The organism is Clostridium luticellarii (assembly GCF_002995845.1).
GTDB lineage: Bacteria > Bacillota > Clostridia > Clostridiales > Clostridiaceae > Clostridium_B > Clostridium_B luticellarii.
Genome location: NZ_PVXP01000028.1, coordinates 20,719 through 40,205 on the forward strand (window position 1 = coordinate 20,719; position 19,487 = coordinate 40,205).

Annotated in this window: 20 protein-coding genes and 1 riboswitch; of the genes, 7 read left to right on the top strand and 13 right to left on the bottom strand. The window is 35.5% G+C overall.

Annotated elements, in window-relative coordinates:
- Nucleotides 1-7 precede the first annotated feature (7 nt).
- Together CLLU_RS10285 and map are read left to right on the top strand one after the other, a co-directional pair.
- Nucleotides 8-1,051, top strand: coding sequence for a flavodoxin family protein (locus CLLU_RS10285; protein WP_106009659.1), 1,044 nt, complete (start codon nucleotides 8-10; stop codon nucleotides 1,049-1,051).
- A 107-nt stretch (nucleotides 1,052-1,158) separates the two neighbouring features.
- Nucleotides 1,159-1,914 carry a type I methionyl aminopeptidase gene (gene map / locus CLLU_RS10290; protein WP_106009660.1) on the top strand — a complete coding sequence of 252 codons (756 nt, stop codon included), beginning with the start codon at nucleotides 1,159-1,161 and terminating at the stop codon, nucleotides 1,912-1,914.
- Nucleotides 1,915-2,148: 234 nt separating this feature from the next.
- Here the strand turns inward: map and CLLU_RS10295 are convergent, their stop codons facing one another.
- A complete protein-coding gene (locus CLLU_RS10295; protein WP_106009661.1) occupies nucleotides 2,149-2,706 on the bottom strand; it encodes a DUF2284 domain-containing protein in 558 nt (185 codons plus the stop codon).
- Between the two features lie 155 nt (nucleotides 2,707-2,861).
- Between CLLU_RS10295 and CLLU_RS10300 the strand changes: the two genes are divergently transcribed.
- On the top strand, nucleotides 2,862-3,413 hold the full coding sequence (locus CLLU_RS10300; RefSeq protein ID WP_106009662.1) for a biotin transporter BioY: 552 nt from the start codon (nucleotides 2,862-2,864) through the stop codon (nucleotides 3,411-3,413).
- Between the two features lie 53 nt (nucleotides 3,414-3,466).
- Here CLLU_RS10300 and hsp18 read toward each other — a convergent pair whose 3' ends face one another.
- The 3 genes from hsp18 to CLLU_RS10315 form a co-directional block, all read right to left on the bottom strand.
- On the bottom strand, nucleotides 3,467-3,913 hold the full coding sequence (hsp18, locus tag CLLU_RS10305; RefSeq protein ID WP_106009663.1) for a heat shock protein Hsp18: 447 nt from the start codon (nucleotides 3,911-3,913) through the stop codon (nucleotides 3,467-3,469).
- Nucleotides 3,914-4,158: 245 nt separating this feature from the next.
- Nucleotides 4,159-5,376, bottom strand: coding sequence for a DNA polymerase IV (dinB, locus tag CLLU_RS10310; RefSeq protein ID WP_106009680.1), 1,218 nt, complete (start codon nucleotides 5,374-5,376; stop codon nucleotides 4,159-4,161).
- Nucleotides 5,377-5,451: 75 nt separating this feature from the next.
- Entirely contained in the window at nucleotides 5,452-6,897 is a 1,446-nt protein-coding gene (locus tag CLLU_RS10315; protein ID WP_106009664.1) for a DHA2 family efflux MFS transporter permease subunit, read from the bottom strand.
- A gap of 207 nt (nucleotides 6,898-7,104) precedes the next feature.
- On the opposite strand from CLLU_RS10315, the gene proC reads away from it, so the two are divergent.
- Nucleotides 7,105-7,911, top strand: a complete 807-nt coding sequence (proC, locus tag CLLU_RS10320; RefSeq protein ID WP_106009665.1) for a pyrroline-5-carboxylate reductase — start codon at nucleotides 7,105-7,107, stop codon at nucleotides 7,909-7,911.
- A gap of 95 nt (nucleotides 7,912-8,006) precedes the next feature.
- Here the strand turns inward: proC and CLLU_RS10325 are convergent, their stop codons facing one another.
- The 3 genes from CLLU_RS10325 to CLLU_RS10335 form a co-directional block, all read right to left on the bottom strand.
- Entirely contained in the window at nucleotides 8,007-8,981 is a 975-nt protein-coding gene (locus tag CLLU_RS10325; protein WP_106009666.1) for a D-2-hydroxyacid dehydrogenase, read from the bottom strand.
- Between the two features lie 340 nt (nucleotides 8,982-9,321).
- Nucleotides 9,322-9,810, bottom strand: a complete 489-nt coding sequence (locus CLLU_RS10330) for a DUF6803 family protein (RefSeq protein WP_106009667.1) — start codon at nucleotides 9,808-9,810, stop codon at nucleotides 9,322-9,324.
- A 115-nt stretch (nucleotides 9,811-9,925) separates the two neighbouring features.
- Nucleotides 9,926-10,453: a 2'-5' RNA ligase family protein gene (locus CLLU_RS10335; RefSeq protein ID WP_106009668.1), complete on the bottom strand. Its 528-nt coding sequence runs from the start codon at nucleotides 10,451-10,453 to the stop codon at nucleotides 9,926-9,928.
- Between the two features lie 184 nt (nucleotides 10,454-10,637).
- On the opposite strand from CLLU_RS10335, the gene CLLU_RS10340 reads away from it, so the two are divergent.
- Nucleotides 10,638-11,021 (top strand): DUF1523 family protein, encoded by a 384-nt coding sequence (locus tag CLLU_RS10340; protein ID WP_106009669.1) that lies wholly within the window; start codon nucleotides 10,638-10,640, stop codon nucleotides 11,019-11,021.
- Between the two features lie 46 nt (nucleotides 11,022-11,067).
- Here CLLU_RS10340 and CLLU_RS10345 read toward each other — a convergent pair whose 3' ends face one another.
- From CLLU_RS10345 to CLLU_RS10365, 5 genes are all read right to left on the bottom strand, one after another.
- Nucleotides 11,068-11,841, bottom strand: a complete 774-nt coding sequence (locus tag CLLU_RS10345; protein WP_106009670.1) for an ABC transporter ATP-binding protein — start codon at nucleotides 11,839-11,841, stop codon at nucleotides 11,068-11,070.
- 2 nt (nucleotides 11,842-11,843) lie between these two features.
- Nucleotides 11,844-12,620, bottom strand: a complete 777-nt coding sequence (locus tag CLLU_RS10350) for an ABC transporter permease (RefSeq protein WP_106009671.1) — start codon at nucleotides 12,618-12,620, stop codon at nucleotides 11,844-11,846.
- A gap of 4 nt (nucleotides 12,621-12,624) precedes the next feature.
- Nucleotides 12,625-13,596, bottom strand: coding sequence for an ABC transporter substrate-binding protein (locus CLLU_RS10355; RefSeq protein WP_106009682.1), 972 nt, complete (start codon nucleotides 13,594-13,596; stop codon nucleotides 12,625-12,627).
- A 26-nt stretch (nucleotides 13,597-13,622) separates the two neighbouring features.
- Nucleotides 13,623-15,596, bottom strand: coding sequence for an anaerobic carbon-monoxide dehydrogenase catalytic subunit (locus CLLU_RS10360; RefSeq protein ID WP_106009672.1), 1,974 nt, complete (start codon nucleotides 15,594-15,596; stop codon nucleotides 13,623-13,625).
- Nucleotides 15,597-15,806: 210 nt separating this feature from the next.
- Nucleotides 15,807-15,907: riboswitch (SAM riboswitch) on the bottom strand.
- Nucleotides 15,908-15,989: 82 nt separating this feature from the next.
- A complete protein-coding gene (locus tag CLLU_RS10365) occupies nucleotides 15,990-16,772 on the bottom strand; it encodes an N-formylglutamate amidohydrolase (RefSeq protein ID WP_106009673.1) in 783 nt (260 codons plus the stop codon).
- A gap of 199 nt (nucleotides 16,773-16,971) precedes the next feature.
- On the opposite strand from CLLU_RS10365, the gene CLLU_RS10370 reads away from it, so the two are divergent.
- Together CLLU_RS10370 and CLLU_RS10375 are read left to right on the top strand one after the other, a co-directional pair.
- A complete protein-coding gene (locus tag CLLU_RS10370; RefSeq protein WP_106009674.1) occupies nucleotides 16,972-18,546 on the top strand; it encodes a serpin family protein in 1,575 nt (524 codons plus the stop codon).
- Nucleotides 18,547-18,571: 25 nt separating this feature from the next.
- On the top strand, nucleotides 18,572-18,757 hold the full coding sequence (locus CLLU_RS10375) for a hypothetical protein (protein ID WP_106009675.1): 186 nt from the start codon (nucleotides 18,572-18,574) through the stop codon (nucleotides 18,755-18,757).
- A 56-nt stretch (nucleotides 18,758-18,813) separates the two neighbouring features.
- On the opposite strand, the gene CLLU_RS10380 is transcribed toward CLLU_RS10375, so the two are convergent.
- A complete protein-coding gene (locus tag CLLU_RS10380; RefSeq protein WP_106009676.1) occupies nucleotides 18,814-19,413 on the bottom strand; it encodes a tyrosine-type recombinase/integrase in 600 nt (199 codons plus the stop codon).
- Between the last annotated feature and the right edge of the window lie 74 nt (nucleotides 19,414-19,487).

Consider the following 19,487-nt stretch of genomic DNA (forward strand, 5'->3'; position numbering starts at 1 on the left):
ATCAATTATGGAAGAACTCAATGTCATATGTCCAAATGATAAAATATCTGATCAGCTAAAGAAAATGTTAATGAGCTTTATAAAAGAATTCGATACTGTATACTATATAACAGACATTCACTACATTGATCTTAGGAACAAAAAGATACTATTTGCAGTGGAACTCAATGATATCTGCTTTGACATACCCATGCTCAATTTCTTCAGTAATTTAGATTCAAAATCAAACAGAATTTTTCAGGGTTCCACTGCCGCACTTCTCATTCACAGCAGTTCTGAACTGGGGACAAAGCAGGCTGCACAGGATATAATTTTTATGGCAAACAACATGGGATGTAATTTTATGGGGCATCCTCTGGTAGAAGCTACCTCCAGTTTGAAAAACTTTTTGACCTGGCAAAAATCACTTAAGCTTCCTCTGGAGAAAATATGTGTAAATCTAAGCTCCCAATTGGGAAAAAGGCTTGCAGAGTACAGTCCACCTCCATCAGGGAAAAAACTCACGGTTTTATATTCATCTCCCCATAAAATATCCAATACTCTGGATTTTTGGCATTTGACCTCAAAATATCTAAAAGAAATATCAATAGAGGAACTGCAGATTGAAAATGGTAAAATACTTGACTGTAAAGGTTGTCACTACAAACTATGTCTCCATTACGGCAAACAAAACAGCTGTTTCTACGGAGGATTTATGGTGGAAAATGTACTTCCCTCCATAGAATCATCTGATGCAGTAGTATGGCTGTGTCCAAATTACAATGATTCAATTGGTGCCAATTTGACCGCCACCATAAACAGGCTGACAGTTCTATATCACAAAATAAGTTTTTATAACAAGTCTCTATTTGGAATAATTATTTCTGGAAATTCAGGAAGCGATTCTGTGGCAAAACAGCTTATAGGGGCTCTCAACATAAACAAGGGGTTCAGACTTCCTCCAAATTCAATAATTACTGAGACCGCCAATGATCCCGGGGCAATATTTAATATACCAGAAATAGAGGCAAAAGCAAAAGCTTTTGCAGATAACATAATAAGCAGTTTGTAATTGATACCGACACAGCAAAATAAAAAAGAGATAATTAACGGTTTTTTTATAAAAGAATATGTTAAAATAGTAAGTACTGTAATAATATTAGGATAGAGGCGAGGATTGTGATATATATAAAAACAGAAAAAGAAATAGGATACATGGCAGCAGCTGGTAAGATACTTGCATCCTGCCACAGGGAAATAAGAAAAATGATAAAACCTGGTATAACTACCATGGAGATAGACTCTTTTGTGGAAAAATATCTGGAACAACATCATGCCAAACCGGAACAGAAAGGATACATGGGATTTCCCTATGCCACATGTGCTTCTGTAAATGACGAAGTTTGTCATGGATTTCCAAACAAAAAACCTTTAAAAGAGGGGGATATTGTAACCATCGACATGGTAGTAAACTTAAATGGCTGGCTGGCGGACTCGGCATGGTCCTATGCAGTCGGAAATATATCCAAAGAAGCACGGGAACTTATGAAGATTACAAAAGAGTGCCTTTATAAAGGTATTAAAAAAGCAGTGGTTGGAAATAGAATAGGTGACATAGGCCATGAGATACAGACCTATGCGGAATCCCTGGGATATTCGGTGGTAAGAGACTACACAGGCCATGGAATAGGAAAAGTAATGCATGATGATGTGGCCGTACCACATTATGGAAAACCGGGAAGAGGCCTAAAGCTGAAAAATGGCATGGTAATTACCATAGAGCCCATGATAAATACAGGCACCTATGAGGTTACAGTGGACAGCAACAACTGGACTGCACGTACTGCTGACGGCAGCCTGTCTGCACAATATGAACACACCATTGCCATAACAGATGATGGTCCTGTTATATTGACAGATCAGGACAATATATAGTATAAGATTTTAACTGTAAATTACAAAATAAGTACTGATACAAGGTGCTTATTTTGTATATATTTAAATACTAATTGATAAAGACTTATACTGTACATATGCTATAATTGTCAACTATATTTATAATTTATATTGACAATTAATTTTAAGGACTGATTTATCCAATGTTAACTTTAAGAGCACATCATCTATTCTGCATTCAGGGATATGCTGGAAAAGGATACACAGGCGCAGCTAATTTTCATTAAAAAGTATAAGTCCTGCGTAGCTTATGCTGTCTTCACCATTATAATAGGACATACCACAGTTCTCTTCCAATTCCATCACATTGATTCCATATGCTTCCATGGAGGAAAAAGATTTTTCAGGATTTCTGCATTTTTCGCCATCCAGGTAGGCACACCTTTCACATATCTTACAGCATCCTGCACTCAAAGGAAGAATATCCTTAAATTTGTATTTATCTTTTACCATTCGAACAATATTTCCAAATAGTTCATTGTGAGATTTCTCTGCTCTTTCCACAGATTTCGTATCATATAAATCAGACACCTGCTGCACGGTCTGTATAAGCAGTCCCCGTTTATACCCCTTTGCTCTATCTATCAACTGTTCAATAGGCCCTACAGCAGGCGGTCCCATCCAGTTGGTACCATACATGCCGCAGGCATTGGATTCACAGGCATGTCTGTATTCACTGGAAAATTTAATCTTTGACGTGTCCACCATGGATGCCTTATAAGCACCCAATTCCAATGCTTTTTCCAGAAGACTGCAAAATTTGTCCTTCATAGTTCTTCCTCCTCTTATTATATTCAATTCTACTTTACCATATATTCCTATCACAGTAAAATTAATAATTGACAAAAATTTTGACTTCAACTATACTATTATTGTTAACCGTTATTATTTTATATGTTTACAATTAATTTTGAGGAGATGTAACTATGAAATTAAAATTTTCCATTAGAGAGATGAGCACTGCAGCTATTTTTACGGCAATAACAGCTATACTGGCTCAAATTTCCGTACCTCTGCCTTTTACCCCTGTGCCCATTACAATGCAGGTATTTGCGGTATACTTGTCAGCTATGATTTTAGGCGGCAGACTTGGAGCACTGTCTCAGCTTATCTATCTGCTTATAGGTGGAATAGGAGTGCCTGTCTTTGCAAATTTTTCAGGTGGATTTCAAATTCTGGCAGGACCCAATGGAGGATATTTGATAAGTTATCCAATAATAGCTTATCTAATCGGTAAAATTTCGGAAAAAAATTCAAACCATATACTTTCAATAGTGGAACTCATGGGCACCCTCATAATGTGCTATGCTGTGGGAACAATCCAATTCCACTTTGTCACAAATATACCTATGCAGAAGGCAATACTTCTCTGTGTTCTTCCATTTATACCTCTTGATATAATAAAAGTTGTAGTTGCCTACATAGCAGGATATAAGATAAAGGGATCTCTTTTAAAAGCAAAATTAATAAAATTATAAATAGGACAAAGGTACTGTCAAACTAAACGGCAGTACCTTCTCTATTAAAATAGCTATTTAATATCTATTTTTGTGCCCTGATCCTGACCTTTTTCAGATTTAGGAAGCTCAACTTTCAAAACTCCGTCTTTAAAAGAAGCGGTAATTCCATTTTTGTCTACATTGTCAACATAAAAACTTCTCTTAAACTCTCCATAGCTTCTTTCCTGTCTCACAAAATTTTCGTTCTTATCTTCTCTGGAATCCTCTCTCTTTGCGGATATAGTCAAATAATTGTTGTTGTAGTCCACGTTTATTGCATCTCTATTTATTCCTGGCAAATCAGCCTCGACTACATAATAATTTTCATTTTCCTTCAAATCAACCTTAAATCCCTTGCCAAATCCATTGACATTAACTGGTGCGAAAAAGTCATCGTTAAAAAATGAATTTACAAAATTATCAAATGCGTCACCTCTTGCTATAGAATTATTTTTTCTAAATGGAACCATATCAAACATAATGCATAACCTCCTTACAAAACAAATTATTATGTTGTTATGATTACCTTCTATAGAGGTAATCCTTATTACAGTTATTATAATACAACTAAGGTCAAAGAAAGTCAAAGTCTAAAATAGATAGATTTTCCTATCTAGAGAAAGCTACAGCACCAAACAAATAGTTAATTTATTATAAATAAAATTTTTAATTATATATATAAAATTTTCACACTTCTTCAGATCTAATATAAAATGTTAAAAATTTAGGGGCCTTGTTTTTTGTTTTTTCTATTTTTCATAAGCACTGCACGTTTTATTATGGAGGAACCGTATTTTTGCCGTATATCATCAAGTACAGCCTCAATTTTATTATCTCTTTCCTGGTTATCTTTTTTAGAATCACTTTTTATCATGTCAAACATGGAGATTTGTTCAGTTCTGTGGTGCTCTGCAAATCCGCTGATGCTTATTCCAAGAAGCCGTATCGGAAATTTCCTGTCCCAGCTTCTCTCAAGCAGAGCAATTCCCGCTGAGTAGATATCTTTAGACAACCAGGTCGGAGCAACCGTCGTCTGTCTGGTGATGGATTTAAAATTGGAATATTTAATATTAATCTGCACTACATGACCTTTTTTGCCATACTTTCTTGCAGTCATTCCAACATCATCAGAAAGCTGCATAAGAACAACACCGGCATTATCCATATCTAAAATATCATGTGGTACCGTAATTGATCTTCCAATAGATTTTATATCCTCCTGCAGCCGTGGTTTCAAAATCGAATTGTCAATACCATTGGCAAGCTCCTGAATCCTTCCTCCAAGCTTTCCAAGTCTTTTTATGAGATACTGCCTGTTAAAAAGTGCCAGATCTCCAATAGTGCTGATACCCATATTCTGAAGTTTTTGTGAGGTACGTTTTCCAACTCCATACATGGACTCAATATCCATCGGCCATAATTTATACTCAATATCTTTTCTCCAAAGTTCTGTAATCCCAAGGGGTTTTTTCATTTCAGAAGCCATTTTTGAAAGAAATTTATTTTCCGATATACCTATGGAACACCCCAGGCCCAATTCTCTGCTAATATGATCACTTATAAGTCCTGCAGAGTGCATAGGTTTACCGAATATTCTCTCACATCCTGTCATATCAAGCCAGGCCTCATCTATACTGTTCTGCTCTATAACAGGGCTGTAGGAATACAGTATATCCATAACCTTATGTGATTTTTGCCTGTAAAAATCCTTATCCGGCGGAATGACTAACAGATCAGGGCAGAGTTTCCATGCTTCATGCAGAAGCATGGTAGTTTTGATTCCAAATCTCCGTGCACTATAATTTGCAGTTAAAATAATTCCCCTTCTGCTTTTGGGATCCCCCGCCACTGCTGCAGGCCTGCCTGCAATTTCAGGATGTCTTGTTTCTTCACAGCTTATAAAAAATGCATTCATATCTACAAGAAAAATTACTCTCTGCATATTCACACCTGCTTTCCCCATTAAAGCTTCTTTAAATATTATACTTCTTTAATCTGTAGTTTGTCTCAGCATTTTTTACGATAATTTTTTATGAAAATAATGACTTTTATTTTCAAATTTTAAAGCAAATGACAGACAAAGTCCAACTAAAACAAACCCTGCTAGTGCTAACACTGCTGCACTGAATCCAGCAGCAACGGCAGCTTGCTCTGAAGCCAGATTATCTAAAGCTTTTTGCTGTGAAGCCGACATAATGCCTATAAATAATGAGGAGCCAATTGCCGCTGATAATTGCTGAAGTGTATTTAATATGGCCACCCCGTGTGGATAGTATTCTTTTGGTAATTGATCAAGTGAATTGGTTTGGGACGGTGACAATGTACTGCCAACCCCAACACACACTATCATATATACGATTATAATCCTTGCAGGAGATGTATCAATAGTCAATCGTGATAAAATTAGTAATGACACAAAGATTATAATAAATCCTGCCTGTATTAAAACTCTTGCCCCTAATTTATCATAAATTTTTCCTCCTATGAGGGTTACAAATCCATTAATAAGTGTTGCTGGGAGCAATATCATTGCTGCTGTAAAAGTTGTCGTTTTAAGTGCTCCCTGAAGAAATATAGGCAGCATCACATTCATAGTGAATATTGTCATCATGGAGATCATGACAAGTGTTACGCCAATCGAAAACATAGTAAATTTAAAAGTGCGTATTTCCAGCATTGGTTCTTTCAAACGCAATTGGCGCCTGCCAAATGCAAGCAGTGACATTATTCCAACAATAAATATTATGATGACCACCCTAATACCGCCCCCACCGCCACTAAAGCTGCTTAAGCTGCTTAAGCCATATATAATTCCTCCAACTCCAGCAGTAGATAATATAATTGATGCAATATCAATCTTAGGCTTTGTAAGAACCGATACATTAACTAAATAAATATATCCAAATATCATAGCCAGTATTATAAGCGGAATCAATATTATAAACAATGCATGCCAATTAAAAAACTGTAATATAAAACCCGAAGCTGTGGGACCCAGCGCCGGCCCAAGCTGAATTGCACAGGCACCTACGGCCATTGCCGAGCCACGTTTTTCCAGTGGTGTTATAAGCAATATCGTATTCATCATAATTGGAATCATCATTCCAGTTCCCAAAGCCTGTAACATTCTAGAAGCAAGCAGCATTACAAAAGTTGTAGAACCAGCTGCACATATTGTTCCAATCAAAAGTATCATCATAGATCCTAAATACAGCTTTTTCAATTCAAATGATTGGATTAGGAAAGCCGTAACTGGTACCATGACTGATACAATTATCATATATGCAGTAACTATCCATTGTATTGTTCCTGCTGTAACATTCATTTCTTCCATAAGAGTATTTAATGCCACATTTAATATAGTTTCATTGAATACTGATAGGAATCCACTAAGTGCCAATACTGCCAGGGTTGCTTTAACATTAATTTCCGCTCTGGATCTCACTGTTTCTATTCTTCTCATTAATTTCTTCTCCTCCTTTTTTATATAACATGTATGATAATCTCAAAAAAAGCGAGTAGCTTTGACAACTGGATTTACGTTATCAAAACTACTCGCTGTATAAATATTATATAATAATAATCAGAAATTTTGCAAACACTTTTTTGACAAACGGACAGGTATAAATATAAAATGAATACAAAATTTAGTTTATCTAGGAGGAAAATTATGAGCAAAGTAATAGGTTTTATAGGTTGTGGAAATATGGGGCAGGCAATGATTGGCGGTATAGTTAAGGCAAATCTGGTAACTCCGGAAAACATAATTGTTGGGGATTTGAATAGAGAAAATCTGAAAAGCGCAGCTGAAAAATATGGCATAAAAACTACCGTTAATAACAATGAAGTAGCTGAAAATGCAGACATTCTGGTGCTATCCGTAAAACCCAACTTATATCAGCCAGTTATCAAGGAAATAAAGAATCATGTAAAAGAAAATGTAATAGTAGTTACAATTGCTGCAGGAAAGAGCATCAAGAGTACTGAAGATACATTTGAAAGAAAACTGAAAGTGGTCAGAGTAATGCCAAACACTCCTGCTCTTGTGGGAGAGGGAATGGCTGCAATATGTCCCAATGATAAAGTAGGCAGAGAAGAGGCAGAGCAAATACTACATATTTTCGAAAGCTTCGGCAAAGGAGAAATAGTAGATGAAAAATTAATGGACGTGGTGACTTCCGTCAGCGGTTCATCACCAGCTTTTGTATATATGTTTATCGAAGCCATGGCGGATGCTGCCGTACTGGATGGGATGCCAAGAAATCAGGCGTATAAGTTTGCTGCACAAGCTGTACTTGGCTCTGCAAAAATGGTACTTGAAACCGGAAAACATCCCGGTGTTTTAAAAGACATGGTATGTTCTCCAGGTGGAACTACCATAGAAGGCGTAGCTGCACTTGAAGAGAAGGGATTTAGAGATGCAGTTATTTCAGCTGTAAGAAAAACCACCCAAAAATCTATAGAATTGTCTAGATAGTATAATTTTCAATTAAATTATGGGATAAAATGTGTATGGATTTGATTATAATTCATACACATTTTTACATAATTATTTATTTTTGCAGAAAATACCTACTTATTCACTGCATTTACAGGTGCTCCCTCCAAAAATTTTCTTAAATTTTCCGCTGCAATATCCATGAGCCTCTGTCTCGTTTCTCTTGCAGCCCATGAAATATGGGGAGTAATTATACAATTTTTTGCCTTTAGAAGAGGGCTGTCTTCCCTGATGGGTTCCTGGGACATAACATCAAGTGCTGCTCCTCCAATTTTACCGCTGTTTAATCCATGAGCCAAATCTTCATCCACAATCAAGGGTCCTCTGGCATTATTTATTATAATCACTCCATCTTTCATCCTGCTTATGGAACCTCTGTTAATCATGCCCCTGTTGTCCTCAGATAGAGGGCAGTGCAAAAAAATAGCATCTGATTTTTCAAATATATCTTCCAACCTTACATATCTCATACTCCCATTTTCCAATTCCTTGTGCTGGTGCCTGTTATAGGCTATCACCTTCATCCCCATAGCCTGTACAATCTTGGAAGTAGCCTGTCCTATCCTCCCATAACCTATAATTCCGGCTGTCTTACCATTGAGTTCCATCAATGGCTGTTTCCAGAAACACCATTCTCCAATTTTGTTCCATTCTCCGTTTTTTACAGCTTCGCTGTGAATCCATACATGATTGGTGAGCTCCAAAAGCAGTGCCACAGCCATTTGAGCTACAGATTCAGTGCCGTAATTTGGTATATTAGTAACACAGATGCTAAATTTTTTAGCTGCATCCACATCCACTACATTATATCCTGTAGCCAGCACTCCCAGAAACTTTAATCTTGGACAGCTTCTAAATACATTTTCGGATATTGGAGTCTTATTGGTAAATACAATTTCTGCATCTCCTATTCTTTCAATTATAAGATCATCGTTGCTGTCATCATATACAGTCCTGTCATAGACAGTCAAATCTCCAAATTCCTTCAAAGGCTCCCAGGTCAAATCCCCCGGATTCAATATGTGCCCGTCCAATACAACAATTTTCATATATATCACTCCCATCAATCTTAACTGTCAACTATTTAATTTTTATTATACCACATACAATTGTGTCCCAAATTATCACTGAAGGGCAAGAAAAAAGACACCGTAACTATGAGTGCCTTTTTTCCCCTCTAAGCTTTTGAAGCCTAGGACGCAATCTAATTTAATTAAGGGATCGATATTTTTAATAGTCATTTTTTATTAAAAATATATTACAGTATATATTATAATGCCGATTCATTAATAAATCAATATATTTTTTATTAATTTATACAAAAACACTTCAAAATTATTTTAGAACAGTAATTTTGAAGTGCTATTTTTGAATATGTGTAAATATATGCTACATTTTGTTCATTCCAGGCATACTACTTACAATTTCAGGATTTACCATTCCAAAGATCATTGCAATATGGGCAACTACTAGAAATCCGCCTACAAGGATAAAGTGAATTTTGAGTTTCTCCTCACTGCTTTTGCCTTTAAATATTATACCCAGTTCCATAAGTGCTATGGGCAGTAAAAATATTACACCGCTTAAATAAAATCCTACTGCGACTACATCAACCCAGGTATGCCATCCGCCTCCACTTGTAAGCGGTATCACTGCATTTATAAAAAGATAAATGAATATTCCTGTAAAATAGAAACCATCAAAAATTCCCACAATTTTATTTAAAGTCTTTATTCCGCCTGATTCAATTCTATTATATATTATGAAAAATTCTGTAATAGTGAGAGCCTCAGCGCATATTACCGGCACAGCCATAAATATAATCAAATTCCAGGGCTGATTGTCCATCAGCAGCGACATATAGTGTGTAATGTTCATAATTACAACCTCCAACAATTTTTAATATTAACACGAAATGATTTTATCAAAAAGATATGGAGATCTTATGAAGCCGACTGATTTTCCCCTGCCTAAAATTTACCATATGAAATTTTTAGGCAAGTTCATACTTTTTAAGCAGTACCCACGTATTATATTCCCAGTGATAAAGAGATATATTGTCAAAGTATTCATTGAAATCACAAGAATATTTGCTTACATAATTCCATATCTCCTTAAATCTGTCCTTTATCTTTTTTGAAACTATTGTACAGTGAAACACTTTATTTTTTCCCTCATTGCTTTTAAATTTCATCCATGGTATCTCTTGCAGCTGATCTATAAGCTTATCGTGAACTTTTTTCGCCTCAGGCGACATTTTCACAGCCATGTAGATTACATCCTCCCTGAACTTTCCATATCCTTCCAGCCTAATAGGCACTTTGCGGTTATTTATGGAAAATTTTTCAAGTATATTCTCCACTTTTTCAATTTTATCGGTTTCAAAAGGTGCCTTTATTGTAAAATGTGCAGGCAGTTTAGTTCGTTTTTTATTGAATTTATAGCACACACTGCTGGTCAGCTTTTCATGAAATTTTAGTGCTGCACCTCCTATGGCACACACAATAACATACCTTTCCATCTGCACTACCTCCTCCTTTAATTTTCTATATAACCCAATCATACCAATTTTCAATAATTTGTCCATACCAGGTATACAATGAAATATAAAAAAATCTTTCACTGCTTCAAATAATATGGCATAATACAGGAAAAAAAGAATATTAATAGTACTGTATCATATTGAGCAATATCAAGGAGATTTTATGAGGAAAAAATATTTTTTTAGTTTAAAACTCACTAGATCCTTAAAATCCAGAATTATTACAACAATAATAGGAATCATTATAATATCAGGTATATTTGTACTATTCCCACATTTTTTCAGGAATACCTATACAGTGACTATTGCCAGCAAGCAGATAAAAAAGCAGGACAACAACATTCAATATCTCATTTATACACAAATAGAAAACGGGGACACAAGAGTATTTAAGAATACCAATAGTCTGCTGGAACTCAAATTTGATTCCGAAGATATATATGGCGGACTAAGAATTAACAGGAAATATGAAATCAAAGCTTATGGGTTTAGAATACCACTGCTGTCATCTTATGAAAATATCGTAAAAACCAAAGCAATAAAATAAAAACAGCCTCCATGGATATTTTGATTTTATACCAGGAGGCTCTATTTTACACAGAATATTCTTTTTTTGATTTCTTATTGGTCTCAAATTCCCTAAATACCTTATCTCTTATGGCTAGGAATTCACTGTTGGTTCTATTTCTTTTTCTATATAACGGAACATCTATTATACTTTTTATCTTCCCCGGACTTGGAGTCATGATCACAACTCTATCTGCAAGAAATACCGCTTCATCGATATCATGAGTTACAAAAATAATGGTTTTCTTCTTTTTCTCCCATATGTTCGATATCTCATCCTGCATGTTCATCCTTGTCATTGCATCCAGGGCTCCAAAGGGCTCATCCATAAATATTATTTCAGGATCCACCGCCAGTGCTCTGGCAATGGCAACCCGCTGCTGCATTCCTCCCGAGAGTTCATGAGGCCGTTTTTTGCTGAATTTAGAAAGCCCCACCAGTTCAATATATTCATCAGCTACTCTGCTTCTCTCCTCTTTACTGATTTTTTTAACTTCCAGTCCAAGTTCCACATTCTTTTTAACCGTCCTCCAGGGAAGCAGTCCATACTTCTGAAATATTGTTATATAATTTGCAGAAGGTTCGGTTACCTCTTTCCCATCTATGGATATATTTCCTGAAGAAGGTTTGTCAAATCCAGCTATCAAATTCAAAAGAGTTGATTTTCCGCAGCCGCTGGGACCTAAAAGGCATATGAATTCTCCTTTTTTTATACTTAAATTTACACTGTGAAGTGCTTCAAATCCCTTCTCATTTTTGTTTCCATATATTTTGGATACAGAGTTGATTTCTATAAACACTTTTACTCACCTTCCCGTCCAGGAACAATGCCCCATGTTTTTCCTACCCATTTTTCAAAAATAACAATTAATTTGTCCAGCAGAAGCCCCAGAATTCCGATAAATATTATTCCTGCCAGCAGCAGATCCGATCTTAAGGAATTTCTGGAATCCACAATGAGATATCCCAATCCGGACTGTGCTCCCACCATTTCTCCAGCCACAAGAAATATCCATGCCGTTCCAACAGCTATATGCAGCCCGGTAGCTATATTGGGAAAAGCAGCAGGAAATATTATTTTTGTAAATATCTGAGGCTGTTTTATACCAAAATTCTTGGCAACCTTCAGATAAGTTTTATCTATCTTTCTGACAGCTGCCACAGTTGCAAGTAAAACCGGAAAAAAGGCGGCAATAAATATGATCACAATGGCAGGTATATCACCTATACCAAACCATAATACTATAAAAGGCGACCAGGCAATTGGTGATATGGGTCTTAAAATCTGTGCAATTGGATCAAAGATACCCCAGAGTTTATCAAACCATCCAAAGATAAGACCAAGAATTACTGCAATTATCACTGCAGACAAATATCCCGAGAAAAATCTAAACAGGCTCACCTTGATATCATCAATTAAAACACCATTTAGGACAAGTTCCTCCATACCTTTTGCAACTTTAATAGGAGAAGGAAGAAGAGATTCTTCATATTTTCCTGACAAAACCATGCCTTCCCATAAAGCAATCAGGATCCCAAATCCTATGAAAATATTTATAAGTTTTCTTAATTTGCCCATACTATCACTTAACCCCATCAATCAAAGAAGTATCAACAAATTCATCATATTTGGGAGAATCCTTTAATAAATTCATGGTTGTCAGATATTTTGTCAAAACATTATAATCACTTTCCTCAATTTTCAAATCCGTATAGGATGTATATTTCATGGACAAATCCAGTACTTTTTTATCCGTACTCATGTATTTTGCAGCCGTTTTTTGTACATCGGCATTTTTGGATTCTGCCTCTTCTCCCGCCCTGACGTATCCATTCACAAATTCCTGCACTGACTGTTTATTATTTTTTATAACTTCATTTCTAAGCACCAATCCACAGCATATGGAATTTTTCCATATATCCGAGGATGTATACAGTATCTTTCCCTTTCCATTTACCACGGATTTAGAAGCAAAGGGTTCAGCAACTATATATCCGGATACACGTCCTTCTGCCAGAGCAGCAGGCATTTCGGCAGGAGCTAATTCTACAGTTTTTACATCTGAATAATTCATGCCTGCATTTTTAAGTGCCTGGTACAGCAGAATATTCATGGTGGAAAATTTCTGGGGTATTGCTATGGTCTTGCCTTTAAGATCTGAAGGACTATTGATATCTTTTGAAACTATGATATTGGTTCCATCTCTATGACCCAATGCTACGGCTTTCAGATCTATCCCCTGTTCCTTTGCCTTCATGGCAAGCTGTATAAGTACCACAGCCCCATCAACTTTTCCCGTATTTAAAGCATCCATCAATTCCGGCCAGGTACCAAATTTAACAAGTTCTACATTGGTATTTTTAAAATTGTTCTTATCTGATTTTGCCTCCTCATTCTCTACATAGAGAGGCACTGAATGGGTTATGGGCAGATATGCTATTTTTATCGTTTTTTTGCTGTCGGCCTCTCCTGTATTTTTACTCCCACAGCCTGCAAAACCAACAACAAGACTCAGCATAAGTATTCCTACAACAAATTTATTGAACTTTTTCATGTAATTAACCTCACTTTCATTAAATTCTATTTCCAACCAAGAGCTTTTCTTTTCTTCTTTAAATCTGAAATTATCTTGTCCGCCAGTTTTTCAGGGTCTACATCTACATTCATAGTTGAACCCAGGGATTCTTTAGTACCTGTCAGCATGAAATTCATCACATTATCGGAACCCTGTACCGGTGCATGAACACAATGATAGGAATTTATCCCCAAAAGTCTAAAAGCCAGTGCCGCCCCTATCCCCTTTTCATTGGACCATTCAGGGCTTACCAGTGCATAGGGCATATTTTTAATTACTTCCCCGGCTTCCACTGCTATACTTGAAAATACTCCTGAAGCCCTGGCATTATCTATGCATTCTCCCATATGCCATACCGGTGGGAGATCCGGCTCAAGGAAGCTTCTAAGACCTATGCCTGTTTTCTCCAATGCCGAAATATTGCAGAATCCCAATTTGAGCAGTGGAAATGAAGCACAGCCGTTAGTCAATATAAGTACATTGTTTTTAATAAGTATTTCTGCAATATCCACTACTGCCTTTTCATAAATCACCCTGGGATTATTACAGCCTACCAGATTGACAATTCCTAAAATATTTCCATCCTGTAATGCCTTCAAAATTGGCTTCATACCTTTAAATCTTTTTTGTACATATTCAAGTGAAAAACCAATTTCCGCATCAACCTCGTAAGGCGGTATAAACACCGGTATTCCTCTCCTGTTTTCAAAACTCTCTATTGCCCTTGAAACTATTTTTCTGGCAATATGCTCGGTTTGGTCCATATTGGAATGAGTATGATCATAGGCATAGTGCTCTGCCCCTGGAAGTCTTGCAGAATCACTTGTTGTAACAACTATAGTTTTATAGCATCCTGCCACATCCATAATGGAAGGAAACACATCCTGTACATCAGCTACCCAGAGATCCAGGGCTCCTGTGCCAAGAACCAGTTCCGCTCCTACTGCATTTGACAGCGGAATCACCCCCTCATACCTGTACATGGCTGAAAGTCCAGAGCAGCATATACCATAAAATTGTATACCTTTTGCGCCCTTTTTCTTTGCCAGTTCAATAAATTCCCTACTATGCCCCTGCTTTACAATCTCGCTTACAAGAACGGGAAGATGTCCATGAACTGCTATATTCACATAACCTTCTTTCAACGCACCTACATTGACTCTTGAAGTACTTCTGCGACCTATTCCAAAAAGACTGTCCGTGGCGATATTAGAACCCACAACGCCAGACCATACAAAGGCAAGTCCACATCTTAAAAACTGTTTCATCACATTTTTCCAGTCTCCATCTGTAGCAGCTCCCGTTCTATGAAGTGCCTCAAAAACCTCATGATAGGCTCCTATAGGTAATATATCCATGTTTCTCCACACTTTTATTCTTTCTGGAGGTGCACAGGCCTGTATTGTTCTATGTTCACCTGGAACAGTTCTAGCTATATCCTCAAGCAAAATATCTGCAATTTTTAAGGCAAGTTCCTCTATGGTTTTTCCTTTTGTATCTATTCCAAACTGTGCAGCAGTTTTTAATATTTTATCTTTTCCTATTATTGGCAGATTTATTTTGCCTTCAGCTGCATATTTCAGGGCGAGAATAACTTCTCTGGCATGCATGCCATGGGCTGCTACACCCCCTGCAAGCCCTCTCAGCAGATTTCTCGCAACTATGAGATCCGCATCAGCTCCGCACACCCCCCTGGGGCTTTTATCGGTAATCTTGCACGGTCCCATATAACAAATACGGCAGCATACCCCTGCAAGCCCAAAGCTGCATTGCGGTTTTTGCCTGTCAAATCTATCAAAGGCTGTATCACATCCTATTTGTTCCATGTGCAGTATCATTTCTTTTACCGCCGGGTCCGGAGTTTTGTCAAGAACATCCTGCTTTGATGCAAAAGTCTTTCTATATTCGGACACCGCCTTGATATAATCGCTAACTCCATCACCATGATCATGATGATGTCCATGATTATCAGAATCCATTTTTAAAACCTCCTTTAATTGTGTATTATATAAATAATATGTAAAAAAGTAAAAAACTGGAGATTAAAAACTACATCAATATGATCTAGTCCTTAAGTCTCCAGTTTTCTGGTCAACTTATATTATTATCTAATTGTTACTTAAATTCATAATTCAGTACATAAAACAAAAAACTTTTTTGCAAAATGAGATACAAAAAAGCTTCACTTTTTCTCATCTCTCAGATATAAAACCTGCTGGAATTAGCACCATCAAAAAGTCTAGGTTGCTGGACTTCATAGGGCCAGTCCCTCAGTCACTCTAGATAAGAATCAACTACTAATTTAGTATATTTATTATATAATTCTACATTTTTTTTGTCAATAAAAGTGATAAAAAATCGCTTTATGTAATTTAAGCCAATTCATCACAGCCTTTTTTTATCTTTAAAAATGCCCCATGCAGTCGCATTTTTGCATCATTAAACAGTTTATAATCTACATTTTGAATCTCTTCTTCACCAAAATACCTGTTTTCTATATATGCAGTATACCTTATTTCAATCTGTACAGCCTGTACATGATCGATAGAACCGTAGTGAGCTGTAATATATCCTCCTCTGAGCCCCTTTTCATCAACTTTTACATTGAATCCACTGTCTGAGAAAGAATCATATATCAGTTTTAAAAAATCTATGGAACAGGTTTTTCCTCCACGGGTGCCAATTATTATATCCGCCCTGGACTGCTCAAAAAAACTGTGCAGGTCAAAAAGATATACCCTGCCTTTCACTCTTAAAATTTTATTTATTTCCTCATAAAGACTCAAATGATAGGGTTTGTATATTTTTTCTATTCTATCCTCTATGGTACTTTTATCAAGCTCTCTATCGTAAATTTTTCTATTAAATGTGGTTCTGTAATAGACAAGAGATTTTGTATATTCATCATGTATGTACTTATTTTTAATGTCCCTGTTTACGTCTATTACATACCTGCTGTAATTTGCTGAAACAGAATTTATATTCAATTCTCCCAGGAAATCATATAGTTCATTTAAAAACCAGTCATTATTGGCAAATATTATGCCCTTTTTCATATTTTTTTTCATTTCCAGAGTTATATTGCTTGCGCTGTGAGGTATGCTGGTTATGATGCTGCAGGGATTATCATTATTTTTTACCCTAACTGAATTCATTATACCGCCTCCTCCCGTATGATGACCTTAATATCAATATACCACATAAAGTGGCTGTGCTGCATTACCAATTTTTCAAATGACTGTGAACATAGCCTCCCTTAGCACAGTTCAAATATTGTTTTAAAACCCAATACATGTTATTATTGTTAATGTAAAGGATTTTATGATTATTAATTAAATAGAAGGTGATATTTTAATGAACAAAAGTGAATTTAAAAAAATCATTTCAATGTTTCTATTTGTATCATTTATAACAATTTTCGTGGGATCTACATCAAATGTACATGCAGATCCATTATATTCAGCTGAAAAAGCTCAAATACAAACTTTTGAAGACAAAAAAGATGTAAGTACAGTTAAATGCTGGACCATAAAATTAAAATACCCAGTAGACAAAAACTATTTATCCAACTTCAATCTCATTACTGTAAAAGATCCTAATGGACTTTTATTGGACACAAAACTCTCCACAAGTGATGATGGAAAATACATTTATGTATCACCTCCAGAAGGTGGTTATGAAAGTGGGCAGAGTTATTACATCAATATTTCCAAAGATTTAAAATTTATAGATAAAACCAAATCCCTCAAAAATCCAGTACAGATGAAATTTACAACTACAAATATGGAAACTATAAACATAGATGAAAATAGCCCCATATCCAAATCAAACAATATTTTTAGCTTTAATTTAATAAAAAATTTAGCAGACAAAGATAAAGATGAAAACATGATTATCTCCCCTCTAAGTATATCAAGCCTACTGTCCATGACTCAAAATGGAGAATCAGGCAAGGCAAAGCAGGAAATATTAAATTGTATAGAATTAAAGGATGTAAGTGACAATGATATTAATTTACAATATTACAGCCTATTCAACTACTACAACAATTTAAAATCCACAGATCTACAATCTGCAAATTCAATATGGTTGAATAAACAAATATCTTTTAATGATGATTTCAAGAATAAAGCACAAAAATATTATGACTCACAAATAAATTCGGAAGACTTTAATGATTCACAAACTGTAAACAAGATAAATCAATGGGTTGACCAGTCTACTAAAGGTCAAATCAAAAAGATTATTGATACCATATCCAGTGATGATGCAGCTATTTTAATTAATTCCATATACTTTAAGGGCACATGGTTAAATAAATTTTCACCTTATAATACAAAAAAAGAGCAATTTACATTATCCGATGGTAAAAAAATAGACGTGGATAATATGGAAAATACGTCATATGTAAATTATGTAAAAGGGACTGATTTTCAGGCAATTTCATTACCTTATTATGACAACATGGAAATGGATATATTTTTGCCCAATACAGGAATAAATGCAGATGATTTTTTACAAAGCATAACTGCAGAAAATTTCAATAAATGGACAAATGATTTCAAAAGAACATATGTGGCACAAAAAATTCCTAAATTCAAAATAGAATATGGCACCGATCTAAAAGATGTATTAAAAGCTTTGGGAATGAATGAAGCATTTGATGTAAATAACACAGACTCTAAAGTAATAGAAGGGTCTTCATATATAAGCGACATCCGTCACAAAGCCTGCATAGATGTAAATGAGCAGGGAACAAAAGCTGCTGCCGTTACTTCAGAAATAGTAGCCACTGCCTCTCCCACTACACCTCCTAAAAATCCAGTTGATTTTAAAGTAAACAGACCATTTATTTTTACTATAAGAGATAACAAAACGGGAATTGTACTGTTTATTGGTAAAGTAGAAAATCCAACTGCAGACAATTAAAATTAAAAGTTCTCCGAGGTGCTGCTTGCAAATAGAAGATCAATCCTGTCCAAAAATATACGGTCACGTGAATGGTAACCAAGTTATATCTGATGAAAAAATGATAGCAAAAATTAAGGCTGTGGTAGATGCAATACAGGATGAAAATACAATAATATTTAGATATAAACTAAAAACAAATATAAATGGGATGTCTCAGGGTAAACTTTGAGGTATCCCATTATTTTTTTAGTTAATAATTATAAAGATCAACGTAAATTAACCACATTAAACCATTTCACTTTTTTCTTCGAGCTTCAAATACATTTTTTCCTGCTGCCTTGTAGTGAATTGAAAATAAATCTCCGTATTTGAAACAGATTTATGTCCAAGCCACCATTGAAGTTCTTTAATGTCCATATCTGATTCAGCCAGATGAACTGCCGTAGTATGCTTAATAGAGTGAAAATGAAATTTTAACTTGTCATCTATACGGGCAATATTACAATATTTTTTTGTCAGATAGTCAAGAGTATGCCTGGAAATCGGGTTTCCCTTTTGACTTTTGAATATACTTTCAGAACTATTTGTTATATTATATTCTTTTATATATTTGTCCAAGACAAATTTTGCCTTGGAATCCAACCTTATTGTGTTGTTTCTGCTCCCCTTCAATCTTTTACAATAGAGTTCACCTTTTGATATATTGTAATCGTCTAACTTTATCATACCAATTTCAGATGCACGCAGTCCACATCTATAAGCTACCCTAAAGATAGCCAGATCTCTGCAGGAATGCTTGTTTCCAGAGTTTTCAATTGCAATAAAAATCTTTTTCATTTCCTGCTGGGTGAAATATTTTATTTTTCTGTTTACTTGTTTTCTCATAAATGCCTCCATATGTAAAACTGTACATAATAAATATTTTGTTATATTATTGCTGATTTAAATCCATATTATAC

What these genes read in the sequence shown, in the direction of transcription:
- CLLU_RS10335 (WP_106009668.1), bottom strand. Translation starts at nt 10,453, where the DNA reads ATGGAAAGGTATGTTATTGTGTGTGCCATAGGAGGTGCAGCACTAAAA.
- CLLU_RS10285 (WP_106009659.1), top strand. Translation starts at nt 8, where the DNA reads ATGGAAGAACTCAATGTCATATGTCCAAATGATAAAATATCTGATCAG.
- CLLU_RS10355 (WP_106009682.1), bottom strand. Translation starts at nt 13,596, where the DNA reads ATGAAAAAGTTCAATAAATTTGTTGTAGGAATACTTATGCTGAGTCTT.
- CLLU_RS10360 (WP_106009672.1), bottom strand. Translation starts at nt 15,596, where the DNA reads ATGGATTCTGATAATCATGGACATCATCATGATCATGGTGATGGAGTT.
- dinB (WP_106009680.1), bottom strand. Translation starts at nt 5,376, where the DNA reads ATGCAGAGAGTAATTTTTCTTGTAGATATGAATGCATTTTTTATAAGC.
- CLLU_RS10380 (WP_106009676.1), bottom strand. Translation starts at nt 19,413, where the DNA reads ATGAGAAAACAAGTAAACAGAAAAATAAAATATTTCACCCAGCAGGAA.
- CLLU_RS10330 (WP_106009667.1), bottom strand. Translation starts at nt 9,810, where the DNA reads ATGAACATTACACACTATATGTCGCTGCTGATGGACAATCAGCCCTGG.
- CLLU_RS10295 (WP_106009661.1), bottom strand. Translation starts at nt 2,706, where the DNA reads ATGAAGGACAAATTTTGCAGTCTTCTGGAAAAAGCATTGGAATTGGGT.
- CLLU_RS10365 (WP_106009673.1), bottom strand. Translation starts at nt 16,772, where the DNA reads ATGAATTCAGTTAGGGTAAAAAATAATGATAATCCCTGCAGCATCATA.
- CLLU_RS10315 (WP_106009664.1), bottom strand. Translation starts at nt 6,897, where the DNA reads ATGAGAAGAATAGAAACAGTGAGATCCAGAGCGGAAATTAATGTTAAA.
- CLLU_RS10350 (WP_106009671.1), bottom strand. Translation starts at nt 12,620, where the DNA reads ATGGGCAAATTAAGAAAACTTATAAATATTTTCATAGGATTTGGGATC.
- CLLU_RS10300 (WP_106009662.1), top strand. Translation starts at nt 2,862, where the DNA reads ATGAAATTAAAATTTTCCATTAGAGAGATGAGCACTGCAGCTATTTTT.
- hsp18 (WP_106009663.1), bottom strand. Translation starts at nt 3,913, where the DNA reads ATGTTTGATATGGTTCCATTTAGAAAAAATAATTCTATAGCAAGAGGT.
- CLLU_RS10370 (WP_106009674.1), top strand. Translation starts at nt 16,972, where the DNA reads ATGAACAAAAGTGAATTTAAAAAAATCATTTCAATGTTTCTATTTGTA.
- CLLU_RS10325 (WP_106009666.1), bottom strand. Translation starts at nt 8,981, where the DNA reads ATGAAAATTGTTGTATTGGACGGGCACATATTGAATCCGGGGGATTTG.
- CLLU_RS10340 (WP_106009669.1), top strand. Translation starts at nt 10,638, where the DNA reads ATGAGGAAAAAATATTTTTTTAGTTTAAAACTCACTAGATCCTTAAAA.
- proC (WP_106009665.1), top strand. Translation starts at nt 7,105, where the DNA reads ATGAGCAAAGTAATAGGTTTTATAGGTTGTGGAAATATGGGGCAGGCA.